We start from the raw sequence: 21,419 nt of genomic DNA on the forward strand, positions 1-21,419 counted from the left end.
GGACCGAGGCTCCCCCCGCCTCCCCGGCCGCTTTGAACGCTGTCGCGCCGGAAGCGTCGCTGGCGAAGCCCTTCAAGCTGTCGCGCCGCTTCGACCGCACGGCGCGCCTGTTGGGCGACAACGCCATGGAGCGGCTGGCCAACGCGCACGTGGTGGTGTTCGGCCTGGGCGGCGTGGGCAGCTTCACAGCGGAGGGCCTGGTGCGCAGCGGCGTGGGCCGCCTCACGCTGGTGGACCACGACGACGTGTGCGTCACCAACACCAACCGCCAGCTGCACGCGACGGTGAAGTCGGTGGGCAAGTCCAAGGCGGAGCTGATGGCCCAGCGCTGCCAGGAGATCAACCCGCAGGCGAAGGTGGAGGCCCTGCGCGAGTTCTACCGCGAGGAGCTGGCGGAGACGCTGCTGCCCGCGGGCCGCTACGACTTCGTGGTGGACGCCATCGACAACGTGAAGGCGAAGCTGCACCTGCTGCACCGGTGCGTGACGCTGGGCCTGCCGGTGGTCAGCTCCATGGGCGCGGCGGGACGCCTGGACCCCACGGCCATCCGCGTGGAGGACCTGAGCGAGACGCACATGGACCCCTTCGCCAAGGACATCCGCAAGCTGCTCAAGCGCAAGTACGGCGTGGAGACGGAGCGCCACACGGGCATCACCGCCGTGTACTCCATCGAGACGCGCCGGCAGCCGGTGCCGCTCAACTACGACGACGCGACCGACGGCTTCCTGTGCGTCTGCCCGCAGGACAACGAGTTCCACACCTGCGACCACCGCACGCAGATTGACGGCAGCGTGGCGTTCGTCACCTCCGCCTTCGGCATGAACGCCGCGGGCGTGGTGGTGCGCCGGCTCGCTTCAACGCGGTAGCGCGCTTCAGGCCACGCGAGGCCGGGCCTGCGTCACCGCGGGCTCCCGGCCGCACGGACGGCGGAAGACGCAGCGGGCGCAGGCGTCCAGGTTCCCCGTCTGCGGGAAGGCGTCCGGTTCCTTCGGCGTGTTGGTGGCGGTGTCCTTGAGCAGCGCGCGCATCCCCTCCACGCTCCGGGCGAAGTGCTGGCGGAAGGAGTCCATGGCGGACGGGTCCACCGTCACGTCGTGCTCCAGGCCCTCGTTGAGGTACACGAGCGACGCGCGCACCTTCTCCAGCGGGTAGCGGTAGCGCTGCGCGATGTAGAGCGCGTAGCCCAGCACCTGTTCGTCGTAGCCCTCGCGCGAGCGGCCCGTCTTCCAGTCCACGACGACGACGGAGCCTTCGGCGTCCACGTAGGCGAAGTCCGGGATGGCGAAGGTCTTCACCCCGTCCATGACGAAGTGGGCGAAGTCGAAGCCCGCGTCCACCTCCAGCCACTGCGCGGGCTTGAGCCCCTTGGCCACCGTGGGCCAGCGCGACTGGAAGAACCACGCGAGCGCGGAGCGCACCGTTTCGAAGTTCTGCTTCCAGGACTCGTTGGGGATGTCCTCCCCGTACTCGTGCTCTGAAAGGCCGGTGAAGGGCTTGCGGTACTTCTGCGTCCAGTAGGCCTTGGAGCGCGAGTGCCGGAAGTCGTCCTGCATCAGCTTGTGCGTGCGCGCCTCCACCTTCGCGGGGTCCACGTCACGGCCGGCGCGCCAGTCCAGCAGCACGTCCTTGAGGGCCTCGTGCACGATGCTGCCCGCCCAGGTGTAGCGGTTGTGCAGCTTCTTGAGGACGTAGAGTTCGCGCACGTCCTTGGCCGCCTCCGCCTCCCAGCCGCCCCAGGAGCGGTAGTAGTAGAGGTAGTAGGCCCGGAGACACTCGGAGAACTTCTCGTGGCGGCTCTTGGACCAGGAGAAGTCGTTGGTGATGGGAGGACGGGCCATGGACGCGGGCATCCTATAGACGATCGCCCGCCCCGCCAGAAGAGGGACGGGCGGCCGGACAACCGCCCCATGCCGTCGGTAAAAACGACGGGTGCACCCGACCGTACGGGTATGGTGCCGCGCCGCCCCCGCGAAGAATCACATGAGCCCACGCAAGCGCACCGACACCGGGGCACTCCCCGCTCCCGTCTCCCCTGAACGCCACGCCGCCCTCCACGGCCCGCTGCTCTCCTGGTACGACCGGAACAAGCGCGACCTGCCCTGGCGCCGCACGCGCGACCCGTACGCCATCTGGCTCAGCGAGGTCATGCTCCAGCAGACGCAGGTGTCCACGGTCATCCCGTACTGGGAGCGTTTCCTCGCGCGCTTTCCCACGGTGAAGGCCCTGGCCTCCGCGCCCCTGGACGACGTGCTCTCCGGGTGGAAGGGGCTGGGCTACTACTCGCGCGCGCGCAACCTGCACCGGGCCGCGCAGGAGGTGGTGGAGCGCTTCGGCGGGAAGCTCCCGTCCAAGGCGGAGGAGCTGCTCTCCCTGCCCGGCTTCGGCCGCTACACCTCCGGGGCCGTGGCCTCCATCGCCTTTGGCGAGGAGGCGCCCATCGTGGACGGCAACGTGGCCCGCGTGCTGTCGCGCCTCTTCGAGGTGGAAGGCCTGCCCGGAGACCGCGACCGCGAGGCCACGCTCTGGGCGCTGGCCTCCGCGCTGGTGAAGGGCGAGCGGCCCGGAGACTTCAACCAGGCGCTGATGGAGCACGGCGCCACGGTGTGCCGGCCGGAGTCGCCGCTGTGCCTGCTGTGCCCCGTGCGCGACGGGTGCATCGCGTTCAAGAAGGGCCGCGTGGACGAGCTGCCTCCGGCCAAGGTGCGCGCCGCGCCTCGCAAGCTGTTCCTGGCGCTGGCCGTGTGGCCGCACGCGGGCACGCTCCTCTTCGCGCGTCGCGCGGACAAGGGCCTCTTCGGCGGCCTGTGGGAGCTGCCCGCCGTGGAGGTGGAGGAGGACACGTCCGAAGCAGAGGCGACGGAGCGGCTGGCGACAGCACTGGGCGCGCCGCTCACGCTGGTGGGCACGTTGGACAGCGTGCGCCGGCAGCTCACCCACCGCGACCTCACGCTGCGGCTGTTGCGCGTGACGGGCGACAAGCGCCCCACGAAGTCCTCCGCGTTCCAGGAGCTGCGCTGGTGCACGCCGCGGGAGGCGGAGGCGCTGGGCATGAGCACCGCGATGCAGCGCGCGCTCGACGCGGCGTTGGGGCACGGAGTGTTGGGAGACGACACCGCGCCCGCGAAGAAGAAGACGGCGGGCCGCCCTGCCCGGAAAGCGGCCAGCCGTTGAAGCGCCTGGTGGCCTTCAACTCCAGGACCGCACGTCCGGGCCTATTCCGCTGATGGATTTTCCGCGCGGAATGGCCCGTTGGTCCCTCAACACTTCGCGACCTGAGGTGTCGCTCCGGCAACCCCACACGACTTGGGTCTCTTCCGTGATGCCGGAGCGCGTCCGAAGCTTCAGGCCGCCTTTTCCAGGAGGAAGCCCCATGGCCCGTCAGAACGCGCAGAAGTCGCAACCGAACCCGGCCCCCAAGGCCGCGCCGGAGCGGACCGAGGACAAGAAGCCGGCGGCCACGGCGAGCGCGCCCACGAGCAAGACCGCCGCGCTCACGCAGGAGCAGATTGCCCGCCGTGCCTACGAAATCTTCCAGGCCCGGGGCGGCACGCACGGCAACCCCGAACACGACTGGCACCAGGCTGAACGCGAGCTGCGGCTCGGCCGGCAGTAGTCAGCCGCCAGGGCAGCCCGCGAGTCAGTGCGCGGGCGGCATCCCCTGGAGGGACGGGCGCTCGGACTCCAGCGCGCGCTTCAGCCGGCGCTGGGCCTGCTTCAGCTCTTCCAGGATGCGCTCGGCGTCCATCACCGAGCGCATCGCCAGCCCGCATGCGGGCGTCAGCAGCACCGTGGACAGCGCGCGCGCGAAGCCGATGTCGTTGGGCAGCGCCGCCTTCAACGACGCCTCCACCGAGTCCGACAGCTCCTCCACCGAATACGTGGACGCCAGGTCCGTGGGGATGACGCCCAGGCTCAGCGTGGCGCCGGAGTCCAGGAAGCGCTTCAGCGCGTCCGTCTCCTCCAGCATCGCGTCCAGAGACAGCCGCACGTCCAGCGACACCAGGTCCGCCTGCGCGTCCAGCAGCACGCCCCAGTCGGTGTTGCCGCAGCAGTGGATGCCCACGAGCGCGCCCTCGCGCTGCAACGCCACCACCAAGAGCCGCAGCTCCTGCTGCGCCAAGAGGTGCTGCGGGTTCATCCGCACGTAGGCGTAGAGGCCTGGCTCGTCCAGGTAGAACAGGGGCGTGGTGCCCGTGCGCTTGAGGGCGCGCACCATGGCCAGCGCGCGCACCATCACCAGCCGGTACAGCGCCGCGTCCAGGCCCGGCACCGCCAGCACCGGCTCACCCGTCGCGGTGCGCACCACGGAGCGCACAGTGAAGGGGCCGGCCAGCTGCGCCTTCGCGAACGCCAGCTTGCGGTGCTCCACCTCCCAGAGGAACGGCTTCCAAGCGCGGCACGCGTCCGCCGTGGGCTCGAAGGACTCCAGGTTCCCGGAGGCGAGCGCCGCCTCCAGCCGCTTCTCGAAGGCCTCGCGCCCCGCGTTCCACCCGTCCACGTCCACCGTGCAGACGCCGTCCTCGTCGAAGCGCAGGCCCGGCAGGCCCTCCAGCGCGGCGGGGATCATCAGCTCGGAGGGATGGCCCACCGGTAGCTGCGGCAGGAACGGGATGTCCATGGCGAGCGCGGCCTGCAGACCCAATTCCACCTGGGTGTGCGGCAGGCTGCCGATGCCCGTCGTGGCACACGCGGGCAGGAGCTGGACGGCGCGACGGATGGTGGGCGAAGGCATGGGGGGCAATCTATCCCTTCCGCGTCGCCCGGGCCCGACCTTCGGGCCCGCGACGCATCAAGTCACCGAGAAGTACGTGGCGCCCGGGTGGTGGAAGACGATGGCGGACACGCTCGCCTCGGGCTCCATCATGCAGCCGTCGGTGAGCTGCACGCCGATCTCCTCCGGCTTGAGCGCGGCGAACAGCTTCGTCTGGTCCTCCAGGCGCGGGCACGCCGGGTAGCCGAACGAGTAGCGCTTGCCGGTGTACTCCGCGCGGAAGCGCTCCAGCATCGTCATGTCCGCGCGGTCCGGGAAGCCCCACATGCTGCGCAGCTGCGTGTGCAGGAGCTCCGCGTAACCCTCCGCGGTCTCCAGCGCCAGCGCCTGCACCGCGTGCATCTTGAGGAACTCGCCCTTGGCCTTGAAGCCTTCGGACAGCTCGCGGATGCCCGAGCCCGCGGTGGTGACGAACAGCGAGAGCGCGTCCACCGGCTTGCCGTTCTCCAGCGGCTTCACGTAGTCCGCCAGGCACAGGCCGTTGTCCTTGTCCTGCCGGGGGAAGTCGAAGGACGTCACCGGCTCGCCCGTCGTGCCGTCGAAGAGCAGCACGCGGTCGCCGTCGCTGGCCGCCTTGAAGAACTGGAACACCGAGCGCGCGTGCATAGCTCCGCCGCGCAAGAGCGTCTTCAGCTCCTCCACCGCCTCCTTCAGCGCCAGCGCCTTGCGGCCCTCTTCCGTCTTGGCCAGCTCCGCTTCCGCCGGCGTGCCCAGCGCGCGCGACGACGTGCGCAGGCCCAGGTGACGGCCGTAGAGCATCACCGGGTTGATGAACTTCCAGATGTGGTCCAACGGCGTGTTGGTGAGCACGTGCCGAGCGAAGTCCGGCGCGGGCGGCACCGAGTCCAGCACCGCCACCTCCGTGCTGCGCGAGCGGCGCACCGGGGCCGCGGGCGCGGGCCGATCCTTCGCCTCCTGCGCCAGCTTCAACCGACGCGCGGCCAGGTCATCCCGCAGCTTCGCGTGCGCGCCCGGCTCCACGATCTGCTTCGCCAGCTCCAGGCCGTTCATCGCGTCCTGCGCGTAGGCCACCGTGCCGCCGCCGTAGGCCGGGGCGATGTTGCGGTCCACGAAGTTGCGGCTGAGCGCGGCGCCGCCCACCAGGATGGGCGTCTCCACACCCGCGCGCTTCAGGTCCTCCGCGGTGGCCACCATCTGGTGCGCGCTCTTCACCAGCAGGCCGGACAGGCCCAGGATGTCCGGCCGGTGTTCCTTCACCGCCAGCACCAGCTGCTCGGGCGGGACCTTGATGCCCAGGTTCACCACCTGGAAGCCGTTGTTGGCGAGGATGATCTCCACCAGGTTCTTGCCGATGTCGTGCACGTCCCCCTTCACCGTCGCGAGGACAATCTTCCCGCGCGACGCCGCCTGGGTCTGGCTCATGTGCGGCTCCAGGTGGCTCACCGCCGCCTTCATGGACTCCGCGCTCTGGAGCACCTCCGCGACGATGAGCTCGTTGGCGCCGAAGAGGCGGCCCACCTCGTCCATGCCCTTCATCAACGGCCCGTTGATGATCTCCAGCGGCGGCATCTCCTTCATCGCCAGGTCCAGATCCGCCGTCAGCCCATCGCGCGTGCCTTCGATGATGTAGCGCTGGAGCCGCTCGAACAGCGGCAGGGTGCTCACCTGGGCGCGCGCGGGCTTGCGCTCGCGGAAGTGCGCCGCGAAGGGCGTCACCGGGTCCGCGGTCCGGTTGTAGAGGAGGTCCTCGGAGAGCTTCCGCTCCTCCGCCGGCAGCGACGGGTAGCGCTCCAGCTTCTCCGAGTTGACGAGCGCCATGTCCAGGCCCGCCTGTACGCAGTGGTACAGGAACACGGAGTTCAACACCTCGCGGCCCGCGGTGGGCAGACCGAAGGACACGTTGCTGATGCCCAGCACCGTGCGGCACTGCGGGAAGCGCTGTTTGATCAGCCGCACGCCCTCAATCGTCTCCACGCCGCTGCCGGTGTACTGAGCGTCACCGGAGGCGCAGGGGAACACGAGCGGGTCGAAGTACAGGTCCTCCGGGCGCATGCCGTACTTCTGGGTGAGCAGCTCGTAGCTGCGCTCGGCCACGGCGAGCTTGCGGTCGCGCGTGACGGCCATGCCCACCTCGTCGATGCAGCCCACCACCAGCGCCGCGCCGAAGGCCTTCGCCAGGGGGACGACCTTCTCGAAGCGCTCCTCGCCGTCCTCCAGGTTGACGGAGTTGATGATGGCCTTGCCCTGGCAGTACGTGAGCGCCATGGCGATGACCTTCTCGTCCGTCGAGTCGATCATCAGCGGCACGCGCACCTTCTTGACCACCACCTCCAGGAAGTGGCGCATGTCCTCCAGCTCGTCCCGGTCCGGGTTCGCCAGGCAGATGTCGATGACCTGCGCCGCTCGCCGCACCTGGGCGCGAGCAATCTCCGACGCGTCGTCGAACGCACCCGCGACGATGAGTTCCTTGAACTTCTTGCTGCCGATGACGTTGGTGCGCTCGCCCACGATGATGGGGCGCTGCTCGTCCGTCACCTCCAGGTAGTCCACGCCGGACAGCGACGAGCGCGGCTTGGGTACTTCCGTGCGCGGCTTGAGCCCCTTCACCGCGGCGGCGAGCGCCTCGATGTGGCCCGCGTGCGTGCCGCAACAGCCGCCCACCACGTTGATCCAACCGCTGTCACAGAAGCGCCGGAGCGACCGTGCAATCATCTCCGGCGACTCCAGGTACTGGCCGTTCTCGTCCGGCAGGCCCGCGTTGGGCACGCACGACACCGGGAACGGGCTCATGGAGGACAGCGAGCGGATGTGGTCCGTCATGAAGTCCGGACCCGTGGCGCAGTTGAGCCCCAGATACAGCAGGTCCGTGTGCTCCAGCGACGTGGCCAGGCTCTCCACGGACTGGCCCGCGAGCATCGTGCCCATCGGCTCGATGGTGCCGGACACCGCCACCGGCACCGCCCAGCCCAGCTTCTTGAACGCCCGGTCGATTCCCAGCAGCGCCGCCTTCACGTTGCGCGTGTCCTGCGCCGTCTCCACCAGCAGGTAGTCGGAGCCACCCACCGCGAGCCCTTCGGCCTGCACGGCGAAGTTGTCCACCAACTCCTCGAAGGTGATGCCGCCCGTGACGCTGATGGCCTTGGTGGTAGGGCCGATGGAGCCCGCCACCCAGCGCATCCGCCCGTCCTTCGCCTCCGCGGCCTTGGCCGCATTCAGCGCCAGGCGGGACGCGGCGATGTTGATCTCCATCGCCTTGTGGCCCAGCTCGAACTCCGCCAGCACCACCGGGGTGCCGCCGAAGCTGTCCGTCTCCGTCACGTCCGCGCCCGCGGCGAAGTACTTCGCGTGAATGCCTTCGATGACGTCCGGGCGGGTGAGGACCAGGTGCTCGTTGCAGCCCTCGTACTCCGCGCCGCCGAAGTCCGCCGCCACCAGCGTGTGCCCCTGCAGGAGCGTGCCCATGGCGCCGTCCAGCACGAGGATGCGCTCACGCATCGCGGCCTTGAGCGCTTCCACGCGCTGGCCGTGCTCCCCGGGGGGAAGCGGCAGGGGATGGGCGATGTGGCTCGTCATGACGGTTTGACTCCGGTCAGCAGGAAGACGCGGAAGGGACTGGCCCCGTCGCGCGCGTGCGTCTCGCGGGTGAACGACGTGAAGCCGGCCTCGCGAAGGGCCGCTTCCAGGACTTCGGGCGAAAAGCCCAGGTGCCGGTGCCCCAACCGCTCCAGCACCCACTTCTCTTCGTGCGGCATCAGCTCCAGCACCACCAGCCGGCCGCCCGGCTTGAGCAGCCGCGCGGCCTCCGCCACCACCGCCGCCGGAGCCTCCACGTGGTGCAGGCTCTGCGAAATCACCACCAGGTCCATGCGCCCACCGGCCAGGGACAGCCGGTGCAGGTCCTCGCGCAGGAACGTGATGTTCTTCAGTTCGTCACGGAGGGCCAGAGTTCGAGCCTGGGACAGCGCGTCCTCACTCTGGTCGATGGCCCACACGTGCCGCGCCCACCGCGCCATGGCCCGGCTGAACACGCCCGTGCCACAGCCGAAGTCCGCCACGTCCAGCGGCGGCAACAGCGACGCCAGCGCCCCCGCCCAGAGGAACCACGACTGGCCGGGCTCCAACAGCCGCTCGTTGAGTGCCTGCCGGTCCTCCCGCGCGCGCAGCAGGTCGTTGAGCCGCGCGGAGTCTCCCGCCGCGTCCTCCGCCTCGCGCGCCAGCCGGACGAGCGGCCAGCGCGAGTCATCCGACTCCAGCGCCAGCGAGTAGTAGGTGAAGCCCGCCTGCCGCTCCTCGCGGATGAGCCCCAGCCCCTTCAGCTTCGACAGGTGGTGCGACACCGACGACTGGGCCACCCCCACCAGCGACACGAGCTCCGTCACGTTCAGCGGCGCCTGCGCCACCAACCGCAGGATGCGCAGCCGCGTCGTGTCCCCCAGGACACGGAAGGATTGAGAGAGGACGTCCATATCGAGCCATCAACATATATCGATTCAAGCCCCCAACCACAATGGCCCCGCCAACGCATTGCGTTGCCTTGAGGCACACCCATCCCGTAAAAATCCGGAATGGCTCCCTCTTCCACGCTGCACTCCCTGCTCGAAGGCAAGCGGTTCGGGCTGGTCCTCTCCGCGGGCTACTTCGGCTTCTATGGCCACGCGGGCTTCCTGAAGGGGCTGCACGCCTCCGGACTGAAGCCGCACGCCTACGCGGGCACGTCCTCGGGCGGGATGGTGGCGGCGTACGCGGCGGCGGGCATGCCCATGACGGCGCTGGAGGAGCTGGTGCTGCGCCAGACGCGGGCCAACTTCTGGGACCCGGACCCCATTGGCGCGATGCTGAACGTGGCGTCCCGGGGACACGGCTTCACGGGCCTGCTCAAGGGCGAGCGCTTCCGGCGCCTGCTGGAGGACACGCTGCCGGTGTCCACCTTCGAGGACCTGCCGCACCCGCTGCTGCTCACCGCGGCCAACCTCACCCACGGCTCGCACCAGGTGTTCACCACCGGGGAGCTGGCCCCGCGCGTCCACGCCACCTGCGCGTACCCGGGCCTCTTCCGCGCGGTGCCGCTGGACGGCCAGCTGTTCTGGGACGGCGGGCTCGTGGACAAGGCGCCCGCGCTGTCGCTCCAGGAGAGCAGCATCGGCAAGGACCTGGACGCCATCCTCGTGCACTTCCTGCCCAGCCGGACGGGCAAGGTGGTGGGCGGGCCCATGGCCTATCCGCAGGGCCTGGCCGCCGGCTCCGCCGCGCTCCGGCGAGACCACTTCCGCCTCCAGCTCACCGTCCTCCAGACGCGCAACGTGCCCGTCTATGTCGTCGTCTCCAACCTGCCGCCGGTGACACCCGCCACGCTGGAGCGCGGCTTCGACGCCCTGGATCAGGCCCGGCTGTCCGCGGAGCGCGCCCTGGCCCGGCCCCCAGTTCCGTTCGAGGGAACCACCTGAACACCTCCGCACGCCCGCCCGGTTCAATGAGGGCCGAATAAACCACCAGGATAGAAATAACAGAATAGCCTGATTTGAATGACAGACCGGCGTGGCATGGTGGGGATGCTGTCCATCCCGGAGGAAGTCCATGCTGAAGTCGACGCTGTCCCAGCGCCCCCTGCGCGGCGCGGTCATGGCTGTGTCCCTGCTGGCGTTGGCCCCCGCTGCTGTCGCCGCCCCCTCGCTGGCGCCGCGCGCGCTCATGGCGAAGCCCACGGGGCGGGAGCTGCCCGCGGGCACGTTCGTGGAGCGGCTGGTGGTGAAGTTCCACGAGGGCAGCCACGTGCGTCTGCGCGACAACGCGCTGCGCGCCCTGTCCTCCGAGCGCAGCGCGGGCGAGCGTGAGCTGCTGTCCGGCCTGCGCCTGGACTCCGCGCGCGTGGACGCGGACCTGGCGGAGGTGGTGGCGCTGCTGGAGCGCGCGCCGCGCATCGGTGTGCTGGAGCGGGTGTTCCAGGCGGAAGAGGCCGCGCTGGACGCGAGCAAGCTGTCCGGTGAGAAGTCGAGCGGCGAGCAACTGGCGGACCTGAACCTGTACTTCGAAGTACCGCTGCTGCCCGGCACCACCGCGGACACCGTGGCGGACCTGGTGGCGGCGCTCAACCGCGTGGGGAGCGTGGAGACGGCCTACGCCGCGCCGCCTCCGGAGCCGGCGATGGTGAACTTCGCCATGGAGGCGGGGCTGCGCTCGCTGCTATCCGCGGCGGACCTGCCGCCCACCACGCCGCTGTACCAGGCCAACCAGGGCTATCTCAACGCGGCGCCCTCCGGCATCAACGCGACCTACGCGTGGACGCAGACGGGCGGCCGGGGCACCAACGTGAAGATCGTGGACATCGAGGGTGGCTGGCGCACCTCGCACGAGGACTTCCCCGCGTTCTTCCGCATTGGCGGCACGCAGTACAACGACCTGGGCTGGCGCAACCACGGCACCGCGGTGCTGGGTGAAATCGTCGGCGCGAACAACGGCTACGGTGTGACGGGCATCGCCAGCGCGGCGTCGCCGGGCGTGGAGGCCATTGGCGCGCAGAGCAGCGCGAGCGCCATCACCAACGCGGCGGCGGCGGTGGGCAGGGGCGGCGTCATCCTGATCGAGCTGCACGCGGGCGGCCCCGCGGACGGCACGGCCTGCACGTGCAACACGTCCCAGTGCAACTACATCGCGATGGAGTACTGGCAGGACAACTACGACGCCATCCGCACCGCCACCGCCAACGGCGTCGTCGTGGTGGAGGCGGCGGGCAACGGCAGCGCGAACCTGGACGCGGCGGCCTACGGCGGCCGGTTCAACCCGGCCACGCGTGACTCGGGCGCCATCCTGGTGGGCGCCAGCACCGCCACCACGCGCGTGCCCATGTGCTGGACCAACTTCGGTCAGCGCGTGAACGTGCACGCCTGGGGTGAGCAGGTCGTCACCACCGGCTACGGCGACCGCTTCGGCAGCGCCTACGGCGAGGACCAGTACTACACGTCCACCTTCAGCGGCACCTCCAGCGCGTCGCCCATCGTCGTGGGCGCCGCCGTCAGCGCGCAGGGCGTGGCGAAGGCCAACGGCCGGCTGCTGACGTCCGCGCAGATGCGCGGACTGTTCGTCAACAACGGCACGGCGCAGGCCAACGACACCCGGAAGATTGGCCCGCTGCCGGACCTGCAGAAGGCCCTGCCCAAGGTCATCTCCGGCAACTTCTAGAGCTGACAAAGGCCGCCGACCTCCACGTGCGGCCACGCGGCCCTCCGTGCCCTTCGGGGTGCGGGGGGCCGTTGTCTTCTCCAGCCGTCAGCGCCCGCTGTAGCGGCGGTGGTCCACCATCAGGCAGCGGTCCTGCACCACGCGGATGCCAGCGGCGGCCAGCTTCTTCGCCGCGGCGTCGTTGCGGATGCCGGACTGGAACCACACCGCCTTGGGCTTCTTCGCGATGATGTCGTCCACGTGCTGGTCGATGTCGCCGGGCCTGCGGAACACGTCCACCAGGTCGATGTCGCCCGGGATGTCCACCAGCCTCCGGTACACCGGCTTGCCCAGGATGACCTTCGCGTCCGGGTAGTAGACGGGCACCGGCACCACGTCCACGCCCGCCTTCGCCAGGTACTCCGGCACGTAGTACGCGGGCTGGGCGGAGTGGTCCTCCGTCTTGATGCCCAGCACCGCCACGCGCATGGATTCCTGCACCACGCGCTTCACACCCGCGTCATCCTCGATGAGGTACTCGTCGTGGCTCATGGCCCTTCCTCCTGGAGCTGTTCCGCCTGGGACTCGGTGGTGAGCGTCAACGTGCCGCCCGCCCCCACCGCCTTCACCTTCAGCAGGCGGCGCACCGGGATGAACCGGGCCCACGTCACCACCTGCTCGCCTTCACACGTCACGCCCTTCGAAAGCTCGGGCGAACCGGCCTCCGCCCACGCGGCCTTCAGCTCCGCCGGGGCGTTGGGAGGCAGCGCGTCCAGGCACTTCAGCGTCAGCACCACCGCGTCGCCGAACGTCGTGAGCCGCGTGCCCTCCACCGTGCGCTCCAGCAGGAAGGCGCGCTCCTCGCCGTTCACGTCCACGGAGTCCACCGCCCAGGTGCGCTGCCCCTCCACCAGGTTGCGCTGGAGCAGCCCCGCGTACTTCGCCTCCCACTCGCGGCGCGTGCGGATCTCCAGCGCCTCCGGGTTGAAGAAGCGCTCCACCTCCGGCACGCCGGTGCCTTCGGGCGCCACCTGCCGCAGCGCCTCCTGCGCGGCCTCCGGGCCCACCAGCTTCACGAAGGTGCCGTCCGCCGCCAGCTGCATGCGCAGCGTGAAGCGCTCCAGCACGGCGCCGGACACGGACGGCACGTCGTGCCCGTCATGCACCTGTCGCGGGGTGCGCATGGATTGGGCCACGCGCCAGCCGCCGTCGGAGGGGGTGAAGCGCGTCTCGGTGGTGAAGGCCGCCTCGTCGCGCACTTCCCGCTGACCCTCGCGCTGGAGGGTGCGGGTGGCGCGCACGGATTCGGTGAGGAGGCGATCCACGGGCGGCTTGAAGTCCAGACGCACCGGCGGCGGCAGCCCCGGCGCGGGGTTGAGCGGCGGATACCGGGACGTGCACCCGGCAGCCAGCGACAGCAGCAGACAGCTCCACAAGAGGCCCGTACGCATGCGCTCGCGAACGCTGGCAGAAAGCCAGGGCGCCCGCGAGCGTCTTGCAACGTCCTTGTGTGGAGTGTCAGCGCGTGGGCGACACTAGGGGTGGCGCGTCTCGCCCTCGGAGGCACCCTCGATGCGGTCGCGCCCGATGTTGCGCCGGTCGCGGTCCACGCCATCGTCATCCTTGAGGCCGTTCATCGCGAAGCGGCGCTCGGCCTCCGCCAGGTCGCGCAGCACGTGGTCGCGCAACATGTACTCCTCCTGCGGCAGGGACTTGAGGATGTTGATGATGTCGACCGGGGCCTCGCTGTCCGCGGCAGCCTCGACGAGTTCCTCGCGCGTCGCCGGGTACTCCACCCCATCCAGATGCGGGGTGATGGAGCGCGCGGGATCCTCAGCCTTTCCGTAAGCCATCGTGCCTTCCACCTTTCTTGCGCCCGGAGCGTCCAGTGCCCGGACGGCCATTCATGCCTCAACGTGGGGATGACGCCCGCCCCGGGCCACCCTGCCGCCCGGCACCTCCTACGACGCCAGGCAAGCGGGGGACCGGCCGTCTTGCTCGCGTCCGCTTCGGAGTAGAGTCCCCCGCGCCAACGCCCGACGGAGTGTCCTCCCTGATGTCCGCAGCCTCCCTGCTCGCCGCCTGGCTCACGCTCGCCAGCCCCCCCGCCGAACCGACGTCCCCTGCCCCCGCCACGGTCGCCACCACGGCTCCGCGCGACGTCTACGCGCTGGACGACGCCGCCTTCGTGGCCCAGGCCCGCCGAGACCTGGAGACGCTGCGCCAGGGAACCGAGGGGCTCCGCCGGCTCAAGGAGGAGGCCTTCCGCTCCAAGGCGCTGTACCAGCGCGGCAAGGACGTGCCCTACACCCCGGACGAGAAGCAGCTCCTGGTGTCCACCTGGGCCGCCTTCTTCGACTGCTTCATCTCCACGGAGGTGGTGCGCCAGCGCTACTGGGACTTCCTCAAGGTGCCCGCCTTCACCCAGCCGAAGAAGCACGCCTGGGGCTTCCTCCTCACCCACGCCGCGCTCGCGTCGGAGCTGGCGCAGGGGATGGCCTTCGCGGACCTCACCGGAGGCCAGGCGCAGCTGGAGGTGCTGCTGAACGAGCCCGGCCCCGAGTACGGCCTGCCCCCGCGCGCCTTCAGCCGCTTCAAGGAGAAGGTCGTCCACGTGGGCACCAGCACGCAGCTCTTCACGGGCGACGGCTACCGCGCCACGCTGCACCCGGTGCTGGCGAAGGCCGGCGTGCTGAACGAGCCCGGCGTCCCCGCGCTCTTCCAGACCATGCGGCAGGACAGCAAGGCGGCCCGCTCACGCCTCCTGAAGCGAGGCCCGGTGCTCTTCGCCAAGGCCGCCGCGGACCTCACCCAGGACACCACCGCTCGCGCGGTGTTCCCGGTGCAGAAGACCGTGGCGGAGTGGATGGGCGACACGCGCGTGCACCGCTCCGGCAAGCCGCTCATCTCCCGGGAGCAGGTGCTGTCGCTCCTTCCGCGCATGGCCCCGGGCGACGTGATGGTCGCGCGGCAGAACTGGTTCCTGTCCAACATCGGGCTGCCGGGCTTCTGGCCGCACGCGGAGCTGTACGTGGGCACGCCGCAGGAGCTCTCCCAGACCTTCGACGCGGATCCGGAGGTGAAGACCTGGGTGGCCACCCTGCCCGGCCGCCCGGAGACGTTCACCGCCCACCTGGCGAAGGCCTTCCCCGCGAAGTGGGCCGAGTACACCGGCAAGGACGCGCACGGAGACCCGTTGCGCATCATCGAGTCCATCAGCGAGGGCGTGAGCTTCACCGGCGTGGAGCACGGCATGCACGTGGACTACCTGGGCGTGCTGCGGCCCCGGCTGTCCCAGGTGGACAAGGCCCGCGCCATCCTGCGCGCCTTCACCTTCCAGGGCCGTCCGTACGACTTCAACTTCGACTTCTTCTCCGACCAGTCGCTGGTGTGCACGGAGCTGGTGTGGAAGTCCTACGCCCCGTCGAAGGACATGAAGGGCCTGGACATCCCCCTGGTGAGCGTGGCGGGTCGCAGGACGCTGCCGGCGAACGAAATCGTGCGCGTGTTCGACGCCGAGTACGGCCAGCCCGGGCGGCAGTTCGACTTCGTCGCCTTCCTGGACGGGCGAGAGGGCCCGGGGGACGCCGTCGAAGCGAACGCCGAGTCCTTCCGTTACACCTACCGGCGGATGAAGTGGGACATCGCCCAAGAGTGAGGCTAGAGGCACACACACCATGACGGAAGAGACGGCGAACGAGTTGCTGGCCCTGGCCTCCCCCCTCTACGAGCGGATGATTGCCCAGCAACAAGCGAAGGTGCTCAAGCTGGCGCGCGAGGCGGTGCCCAACATCGGGCCGGAGGAGCTGCGCAACCCGCACGACTTCCCGGAGCTGAAGGAGCACCCGACCTTCGAGTTCGAGGACGGCATCCTGGCGGGACTGATTTCAGCCCAAATGGCCCTGCGTGCGGAAATCAAGGGCCGGCTGCCCGCGGCACCACCGGGCGCCTGATGCTCGGCTGCCTGCTTTTGCCGTGAGGAGCATCCGTGGGTTACTGGTGCGCACCGTGAGCTTTTCCTCTGGTTTCGGCCCTCCGCTGGCGCGTGAGCGGTTGGTGTCTTCCCTGGCCGCGGAACCCCCGCGGCTGGACCTGGCGGCCCTCGCCATCGCGACGTTGGGCCATGAGGACCTGGATGCTCCGGCGTGTCTCAGGACGCTGGATGCGCTCGCCGCGCGGGTGCAGGTGGAGACGGAGCGCCTGCGCGAGAAGGGCGAGGCCCTGGCCCCCCTGCGCGCCCTGCGCCACGTGCTCGCGGACATCGAAGGCTTCCGGGGCAACGAGGACGACTACCACTCCCCGGACAACAGCTTCCTGGACCGGGTGCTGGAGCGGAAGGTGGGGCTGCCGATAACCCTGTCGGTGCTCTACCTGGAGGTGGCGCGCCGCGCGGGCATCTCGCTGTACGGCGTCCCCTTCCCCGGCCACTTCCTGGTGGCGTGCGACGCGGGCGACCACAAGCTGGTGATGGACCCCTTCCACCACGGCGACATCCTCACGGAGCACGGCTGCGAGGAGCTGCTCAAGCGCGTGGCGCCGCAGCTCAAGTTCGACCGGGCGATGCTCGCGCCCGCGCCGGTGGAGCTCATCGCGTACCGCATGCTGTCCAACCTGCGCCGCGTGTACCTGGGGCGTGACGACAGCCAGCAGGGGCTGGCGGTGGTGGACCTGCTGCTGCTGTTGGCCCCGGACCACCCGGGTGAACTGCGCACCCGCGCGTCGCTGCTCACCACGCTGGGCGCCTTCCGCGCGGCGCTCAAGGACGTGGAGCGCTGCCTGGAGCTGTCCCCGGACGCGCCGGACCGCGAGCGCCTGGAGCTGTCCGCCCGGGAGCTGCGCGAGCGCGCCGAGTTGCTCAACTGAAGAAAGGAAACCCGTCGCATGTCGTCCGCGCCCGAGTCGCCCAAGTCCCAAGTGAAGCCCTGGCCGCGTCTGCGCCGGGGACTGGTGCACGACTTCACGGTGGTGAAGGTGCGCGAGGACGTGGTGATGGATCCGCGCACGAACCGGGAGCACCCCCGCGTGCACATGGAGTGCGCGGACTGGGTGACCGTCGTCGCGGTGACGAAGCAGGATGAGCTGGTGATGGTGCGCCAGTTCCGCTGCGGCATCGAGGCGGCGACGCTGGAGGCACCCGGCGGCGTCATCGACCCGGGCGAGGACCCGGCCACGGCCGCCGCGCGCGAGCTGGAAGAGGAGACGGGCTACCGCGCTGGGAGACTGGAGCCGCTGGGCGTCGTGCACCCCAACCCGGCCTTCCAGACCAACCGCTGCCACTCGTACCTGGCGCTGGACTGCGAGCGCGTGAGCGATGGGGACCTGGATGACGGCGAGGACATCGCCGTGGAGCTGTACCCGCGCGCGGACCTGCCCCGGCTCATCCTGGAAGGCCACATCACGCACTCGCTGGCGATGGTGGCTTTCTTGCTGGAGCGGCTGCGCGCGGAAGCGAAGCGCTAGGCCTGCTCGCGCTCCCAGGTGCCGGAGCGTCCGCCGGACTTGTGGTCCAGCTGCACCGCTTCGATGACCATGCCGCGGTCCACGCTCTTGCACATGTCATAGACGGTGAGCGCCGCCGCGCACGCGGCCGTGAGCGCCTCCATCTCCACGCCCGTGCGGTCCACCGTCTTCACCCGCACGCGGACCTCCAGCCCTTCGTCCACGGGCGTGAGCGTCACGTCCACGCCCGCGAGCGCGATGGGATGGCACAGGGGCACGAAGTCCGGGGTGCGCTTGGCGGCCATGATGCCGGCGAGCCGCGCCGCCGCGAGCACATCCCCCTTCTCCACCTGCCCCGCGAGGATGCGCTCACGCGTCGCGGGCAGCATGCGCAGGCGCGCGGTGGCCACCGCCACGCGGTCCGTCTTCGGCTTGTCGCCGACGTCCACCATCTTCACCGGCCGGCCCCCTTCGCCACCGCGGCGAGCAGGTCGTCCGCCACGTCGTCCGGGTCTTCCAACCCCACGGACACGCGGATGAGGCTGTCGCGGATGCCCGCCTGGGCGCGCTCCTCGGGAGTCATCCGGCGCGCGCTGGCGCTGGCCGCGTGCATCACCAGCGTGCCCACGTCGCCCAGCGAAGGACCGGGCTTCGCCACGCGAAGCGCCTCCAGGAACCGGTCCCCTTCCTTCTGCCCCGCGCCCTTGATTTCGAACGCCACCATGGGCCCGAAGCCGCCCTCCAGCACCCGCGCCGCCACCGCGTGGTCCGGGTGGGAAGAGAGGCCCGGGTAGATGACCCGCTCCAGCAGCGGCGAATCCGAAAGCCGCTTCGCCACGTGGGCGGCGTGCTCGTTGTGGGCCTTCATGCGGACGGGCAACGTGCGCAGGCCGCGCAGCGTGAGCCACGCCTCGAAGGGGCCCAGCACGTCGCCGGACAGGATGCGCGCCGACCGCAGCGGGTCGATGCGCGCCTTGGAACCACTCACCGTGCCGCCCAGCGCGTCGCTGTGGCCGTTGAGCCACTTGCTGGTGGACTGCACCGCGTAGTCCGCGCCCAGCTCCAGCGAGCGCTGGCCGAAGGGCGACGGGAACGTCGCGTCCACCGCGAACACCGCCCCCGCGTCCTTGCAGGCCTGCGCGAGCGCGCGGATGTCCGGCACGCGCAGGAGCGGGTTGGAGATGCTCTCCGCCAGCACCAGGCGCGGGCGCCACTCGCGGATGCGCGCGGGCGCTTCCGGAGACGTCTGGTCGAGCGGGCGCAGCTCCACGCCCCAGCGGGCGCACAGGTTCTTGTAGAGCGCCCGCGTGACGCCGTAGCCGTCCGTGGGCATCACCAGCACGTCGCCGGCCTTCCACGGCTGCGCGTCGAACAGCGAGCGCAGCGCGGCCATGCCACTGGCGTAGGCGACGCAGGCCTCCGCGCCTTCCAATGCCGCCACCGCCTCCTCCAGCAGCGCCGCGTTGGGCGCGCTGATGCGGGCGTAGGCGTAGTCCTTTCCGTCCAGCGCGTCGGACAGGTCGTCGCTGCTGTCGAACCAGTTCACCGCCGCCGGGAAGATGGGCGGCATGACGGGCACGGCCTTGCTCCCGGTGAGCCGGGAGCCCGCGTGCACCGCCACCGTTTTCTGTTTCGTGCTCATGCGCGTGTCGTCTCGCTCAGGACGGAAAGGAGGAGGGCTACTCGCCGTGCTCGATGAGCCAGCGCTCCGCGTCGATGGCTGCCATGCAGCCCGTGCCCGCCGCGGTGATGGCCTGGCGGTAGTAGCTGTCCTGCACGTCGCCGCAGGCGAAGACGCCCTCGATGTTGGTGCGCGTGCTGCCCGGAATCGTCTTCAGGTAGCCGCCCTGGTGCGTCTCCAGGATGCCCTGGAACAGCTCCGTGTTCGGCGTGTGCCCGATAGCGACGAACAGACCGTGCGCGTTGACGAGCTTGCTGTCGCCCGTCTTGAGGTTGCGCACGACGGCGCCCGTCATCCCCTTGCCGTCGCCCACCACCTCTTCCACGGCGGAGTCCCACATGAAGGAGATCTTCGGATTGTTGAGCGCGCGCTCCTGCATCACCTTGGACGCGCGCAGCGAGTCGCGGCGGTGGATGAGCGTGACGTGGTTGACGATCTTCGCCAGGTACGTGGCCTCTTCCATGGCCGTGTCGCCGCCGCCCACCACCAGCACGTCCTGCTTCTTGAAGAAGGCGCCGTCACAGGTGGCGCACGCGGACACGCCGCGGTTCTTGTAGGTGTCCTCGCCCTTGACGTTCAGCCACTTGGCCGTGGCGCCCGTGGAGATGATGACCGTCTCCGAGCGCACCTGGATGCCGCTCTCGCTCTCCAGCAGGAAGGGCCGCTTGGAGAAGTCCACCTTGGTGACGTTCTCCATGTGGATGACGGTGCCAAAGCGCTCCGCCTGCTTCTGGAAGCGCTCCATCAGCTCCGGACCGGTGATGGCCTCCGGGAAGCCGGGGTAGTTCTCCACGTCGGTGGTGACCATCAGCTGGCCGCCCGGGACGCGCTGCGGGTGCTCCAGGGTGGGGCCGCCGGCGAACACCACGGGCTCCAGGTTGGCGCGCGCCGCGTAGATGGCGGCGGTGTAGCCCGCCGGTCCCGAGCCGATGATGGTGACCTTCTGGATCTTGTCCTGCGACACGGCGCCTCCTGCGCTCATACGTTGACGGGCCCGGACGGTAACAGACGCCGCCTTCCTGGCCATGATACGAACCTGGACCCCATGGATGCCGCTGTCCTCAAGAAGGTTGCGCTCTTCGAGGGATTGACCCAGGGCCAGCTCGCCAAGGTCGCCCGGATTGCCCAGTCCCGGACCCACACGGCCGGAGACTTCCTATTCCGCGAAGGTGACACCGGCCAGGACATGTTCATCCTCGCCGACGGCAAGGTGCGCATTTCCAAATCCGTGCCGGGCATCGGGGAAGAGGCGCTGGCCATCCTCGAACCCGGTCAGTATTTCGGGGAGATGGCGGTCATCGAGGATTCGCCCCGCTCCGCGGACGCCATCGCCCACACCTCCTGCACGGTGTGGGTCATCGAGCGCGCGAAGCTGGACCAGCTGATGTTCACGGACAAGGACCTGGCCTACGTCCTTCTCTGGACGTTCGTCCGCACGCTGAGCGAGCGGCTCCGCGAGACGAACGACAAGATCAAGGGCTTCTTCGCCATCTCCCGCTTCTAGCCAGCGGCCCCAGCGCTTCTCGGCTCCTCGCACGCCAGGAGTGCGAGTGGAGCATCGCTGTCCGTCCCGCCACCGGGCCTCTTCACGCGCCGCTGGACGGGCCCTGCCCTGACGTCCCGGAGTGGACCCTGAAAGGCACAGGCCTTGCTCAAGCCCGCCGTCGCGTGGACGGAGGCGGGATGGAACAGGGTGGAGAGGCGTGGGTGGAGTCGGGCGAAGGGGAAGCCACGGGTGGCAGGTCGGTGAGGGCACGAGGCGCGGGCCTGGGGGATGCGCGCGAGCGACTCTTCCGGCTGGGCGCGGAGGCCCTCACCGACCTGGAGTTGTTGGGACTCCTGTGGGCGGAGGGGTTGGGGGACGCGGCGGACGGCGTGGCGAGGGACGGGCTCAAGGCGCTGGTGCAGGAGGATCCGCGCGTCTTGTGCTCACGGAGGGGCGTGGGGCCGGCCCGCACGTCCCGGCTGCTGGCGGCGCTGGAATTGGGACGGCGCGCTCAGCGCTCTCCGGAGAAACGGCCCCGGCTGCGAAATCCGAAGGAGGTGCACGCGTACCTGGCGCCCACGCTGGGCGCGCTCCGGCGCGAGGTGTTCCACGTGCTGTGCTTCAACCCGCGCAACGTGCTGGTGCATGACGCGCGGGTGGCGGAAGGGACGCTGAGCGCGTGCCCGGTGGACCCAAGGGAGGTGTTCGCGGCGGTGCTCTCCTCGCGGTCCACGGCCATCGTGTTCGCGCACAACCACCCTTCCGGAGACCCGGAGCCCAGCGTCCAGGACGTGGGGCTCACGGAGCACCTGGCGCGGGCGGCGGGCATCTTGGGAGTGAAGCTGTTGGACCACGTCGTCGTGGGGGACGGCGCGTTCGTGTCCATGCTGGAGCGGGGCATCCTGCCGGACAGCGAGCGGGAGGGG

Annotated in this window: 21 protein-coding genes; 11 read left to right on the top strand and 10 right to left on the bottom strand. The window is 70.1% G+C overall.

The annotated features are described in order from the left end of the window. Nucleotides 1-32 precede the first annotated feature (32 nt). Entirely contained in the window at nucleotides 33-866 is an 834-nt protein-coding gene (locus tag D7Y15_RS33845) for a ThiF family adenylyltransferase (protein ID WP_121755163.1), read from the top strand. A gap of 6 nt (nucleotides 867-872) precedes the next feature. Here the strand turns inward: D7Y15_RS33845 and D7Y15_RS33850 are convergent, their stop codons facing one another. Next, a complete protein-coding gene (locus D7Y15_RS33850; protein ID WP_121755164.1) occupies nucleotides 873-1,850 on the bottom strand; it encodes a PD-(D/E)XK nuclease family protein in 978 nt (325 codons plus the stop codon). 130 nt (nucleotides 1,851-1,980) lie between these two features. On the opposite strand from D7Y15_RS33850, the gene mutY reads away from it, so the two are divergent. Together mutY and D7Y15_RS33860 are read left to right on the top strand one after the other, a co-directional pair. Further along, nucleotides 1,981-3,171, top strand: coding sequence for an A/G-specific adenine glycosylase (mutY, locus tag D7Y15_RS33855; RefSeq protein WP_121755165.1), 1,191 nt, complete (start codon nucleotides 1,981-1,983; stop codon nucleotides 3,169-3,171). Between the two features lie 199 nt (nucleotides 3,172-3,370). After that, entirely contained in the window at nucleotides 3,371-3,613 is a 243-nt protein-coding gene (locus tag D7Y15_RS33860) for a DUF2934 domain-containing protein (protein WP_120577019.1), read from the top strand. Nucleotides 3,614-3,637: 24 nt separating this feature from the next. Here the strand turns inward: D7Y15_RS33860 and D7Y15_RS33865 are convergent, their stop codons facing one another. Genes D7Y15_RS33865 through D7Y15_RS33875 form a run of 3 tightly spaced genes read right to left on the bottom strand, consistent with a single transcriptional unit; the run spans nucleotide 3,638 to nucleotide 9,198 of the window. Continuing rightward, nucleotides 3,638-4,732, bottom strand: a complete 1,095-nt coding sequence (locus tag D7Y15_RS33865; RefSeq protein ID WP_121755166.1) for a hypothetical protein — start codon at nucleotides 4,730-4,732, stop codon at nucleotides 3,638-3,640. Nucleotides 4,733-4,789: 57 nt separating this feature from the next. Continuing rightward, complete coding sequence (metH, locus tag D7Y15_RS33870) at nucleotides 4,790-8,305, bottom strand: methionine synthase (protein ID WP_121755167.1); 3,516 nt, start codon at nucleotides 8,303-8,305, stop codon at nucleotides 4,790-4,792. Further along, on the bottom strand, nucleotides 8,302-9,198 hold the full coding sequence (locus D7Y15_RS33875; RefSeq protein ID WP_121755168.1) for a metalloregulator ArsR/SmtB family transcription factor: 897 nt from the start codon (nucleotides 9,196-9,198) through the stop codon (nucleotides 8,302-8,304). The genes metH and D7Y15_RS33875 overlap by 4 nt, the downstream gene beginning before the upstream one ends. Nucleotides 9,199-9,297: 99 nt before the next feature. On the opposite strand from D7Y15_RS33875, the gene D7Y15_RS33880 reads away from it, so the two are divergent. Together D7Y15_RS33880 and D7Y15_RS33885 are read left to right on the top strand one after the other, a co-directional pair. Continuing rightward, complete coding sequence (locus D7Y15_RS33880; protein ID WP_121755169.1) at nucleotides 9,298-10,176, top strand: patatin-like phospholipase family protein; 879 nt, start codon at nucleotides 9,298-9,300, stop codon at nucleotides 10,174-10,176. A 130-nt stretch (nucleotides 10,177-10,306) separates the two neighbouring features. Next, complete coding sequence (locus D7Y15_RS33885; RefSeq protein ID WP_121755170.1) at nucleotides 10,307-11,908, top strand: S8 family peptidase; 1,602 nt, start codon at nucleotides 10,307-10,309, stop codon at nucleotides 11,906-11,908. Between the two features lie 87 nt (nucleotides 11,909-11,995). Here the strand turns inward: D7Y15_RS33885 and D7Y15_RS33890 are convergent, their stop codons facing one another. The 3 genes from D7Y15_RS33890 to D7Y15_RS33900 all read right to left on the bottom strand — a co-directional run bounded on the left by D7Y15_RS33890 (nucleotide 11,996) and on the right by D7Y15_RS33900 (nucleotide 13,740). Then, nucleotides 11,996-12,439 carry a CoA-binding protein gene (locus D7Y15_RS33890; protein WP_120577013.1) on the bottom strand — a complete coding sequence of 148 codons (444 nt, stop codon included), beginning with the start codon at nucleotides 12,437-12,439 and terminating at the stop codon, nucleotides 11,996-11,998. After that, nucleotides 12,436-13,338, bottom strand: coding sequence for a hypothetical protein (locus tag D7Y15_RS33895; RefSeq protein WP_120577012.1), 903 nt, complete (start codon nucleotides 13,336-13,338; stop codon nucleotides 12,436-12,438). Before D7Y15_RS33895 ends, D7Y15_RS33890 begins: the two co-directional genes overlap by 4 nt. A gap of 84 nt (nucleotides 13,339-13,422) precedes the next feature. Further along, on the bottom strand, nucleotides 13,423-13,740 hold the full coding sequence (locus D7Y15_RS33900; RefSeq protein ID WP_120577011.1) for a DUF2795 domain-containing protein: 318 nt from the start codon (nucleotides 13,738-13,740) through the stop codon (nucleotides 13,423-13,425). 203 nt (nucleotides 13,741-13,943) lie between these two features. Between D7Y15_RS33900 and D7Y15_RS33905 the strand changes: the two genes are divergently transcribed. The 4 genes from D7Y15_RS33905 to D7Y15_RS33920 all read left to right on the top strand — a co-directional run bounded on the left by D7Y15_RS33905 (nucleotide 13,944) and on the right by D7Y15_RS33920 (nucleotide 17,347). Continuing rightward, nucleotides 13,944-15,545 carry a YiiX/YebB-like N1pC/P60 family cysteine hydrolase gene (locus D7Y15_RS33905; RefSeq protein WP_121755171.1) on the top strand — a complete coding sequence of 534 codons (1,602 nt, stop codon included), beginning with the start codon at nucleotides 13,944-13,946 and terminating at the stop codon, nucleotides 15,543-15,545. 19 nt (nucleotides 15,546-15,564) lie between these two features. Then, nucleotides 15,565-15,840 carry a hypothetical protein gene (locus D7Y15_RS33910; protein ID WP_120577009.1) on the top strand — a complete coding sequence of 92 codons (276 nt, stop codon included), beginning with the start codon at nucleotides 15,565-15,567 and terminating at the stop codon, nucleotides 15,838-15,840. A gap of 85 nt (nucleotides 15,841-15,925) precedes the next feature. Then, a complete protein-coding gene (locus D7Y15_RS33915) occupies nucleotides 15,926-16,750 on the top strand; it encodes a SirB1 family protein (protein WP_120577035.1) in 825 nt (274 codons plus the stop codon). Nucleotides 16,751-16,768: 18 nt separating this feature from the next. Next, nucleotides 16,769-17,347 (top strand): NUDIX hydrolase, encoded by a 579-nt coding sequence (locus D7Y15_RS33920; RefSeq protein ID WP_121755172.1) that lies wholly within the window; start codon nucleotides 16,769-16,771, stop codon nucleotides 17,345-17,347. Here the strand turns inward: D7Y15_RS33920 and moaC are convergent. The 3 genes from moaC to trxB are packed head-to-tail and all read right to left on the bottom strand — an operon-like array spanning nucleotide 17,344 to nucleotide 19,971. Continuing rightward, nucleotides 17,344-17,784, bottom strand: coding sequence for a cyclic pyranopterin monophosphate synthase MoaC (gene moaC, locus D7Y15_RS33925; protein WP_120598091.1), 441 nt, complete (start codon nucleotides 17,782-17,784; stop codon nucleotides 17,344-17,346). The two genes, D7Y15_RS33920 and moaC, sit on opposite strands and share 4 nt — an antisense overlap. Continuing rightward, nucleotides 17,781-18,968 carry a PLP-dependent aspartate aminotransferase family protein gene (locus D7Y15_RS33930; protein ID WP_121755173.1) on the bottom strand — a complete coding sequence of 396 codons (1,188 nt, stop codon included), beginning with the start codon at nucleotides 18,966-18,968 and terminating at the stop codon, nucleotides 17,781-17,783. Before D7Y15_RS33930 ends, moaC begins: the two co-directional genes overlap by 4 nt. A gap of 37 nt (nucleotides 18,969-19,005) precedes the next feature. Next, the gene (trxB, locus tag D7Y15_RS33935; RefSeq protein ID WP_120577034.1) at nucleotides 19,006-19,971 is read right to left on the bottom strand and encodes a thioredoxin-disulfide reductase; all 966 of its coding nucleotides are present in this window, start codon (nucleotides 19,969-19,971) and stop codon (nucleotides 19,006-19,008) included. Nucleotides 19,972-20,052: 81 nt separating this feature from the next. Here trxB and D7Y15_RS33940 point away from each other — a divergent pair, with 81 nt between their 5' ends. Continuing rightward, complete coding sequence (locus tag D7Y15_RS33940) at nucleotides 20,053-20,511, top strand: cyclic nucleotide-binding domain-containing protein (protein WP_120600360.1); 459 nt, start codon at nucleotides 20,053-20,055, stop codon at nucleotides 20,509-20,511. Nucleotides 20,512-20,690: 179 nt separating this feature from the next. Beyond that, nucleotides 20,691-21,419: DNA repair protein RadC (gene radC / locus D7Y15_RS33945; RefSeq protein WP_121755174.1), on the top strand; the 729-nt coding region annotated here is incomplete at its 3' end.

Source organism: Corallococcus sp. AB030, from assembly GCF_003668965.1.
Taxonomy (GTDB): Bacteria; Myxococcota; Myxococcia; order Myxococcales; family Myxococcaceae; genus Corallococcus; species Corallococcus exiguus.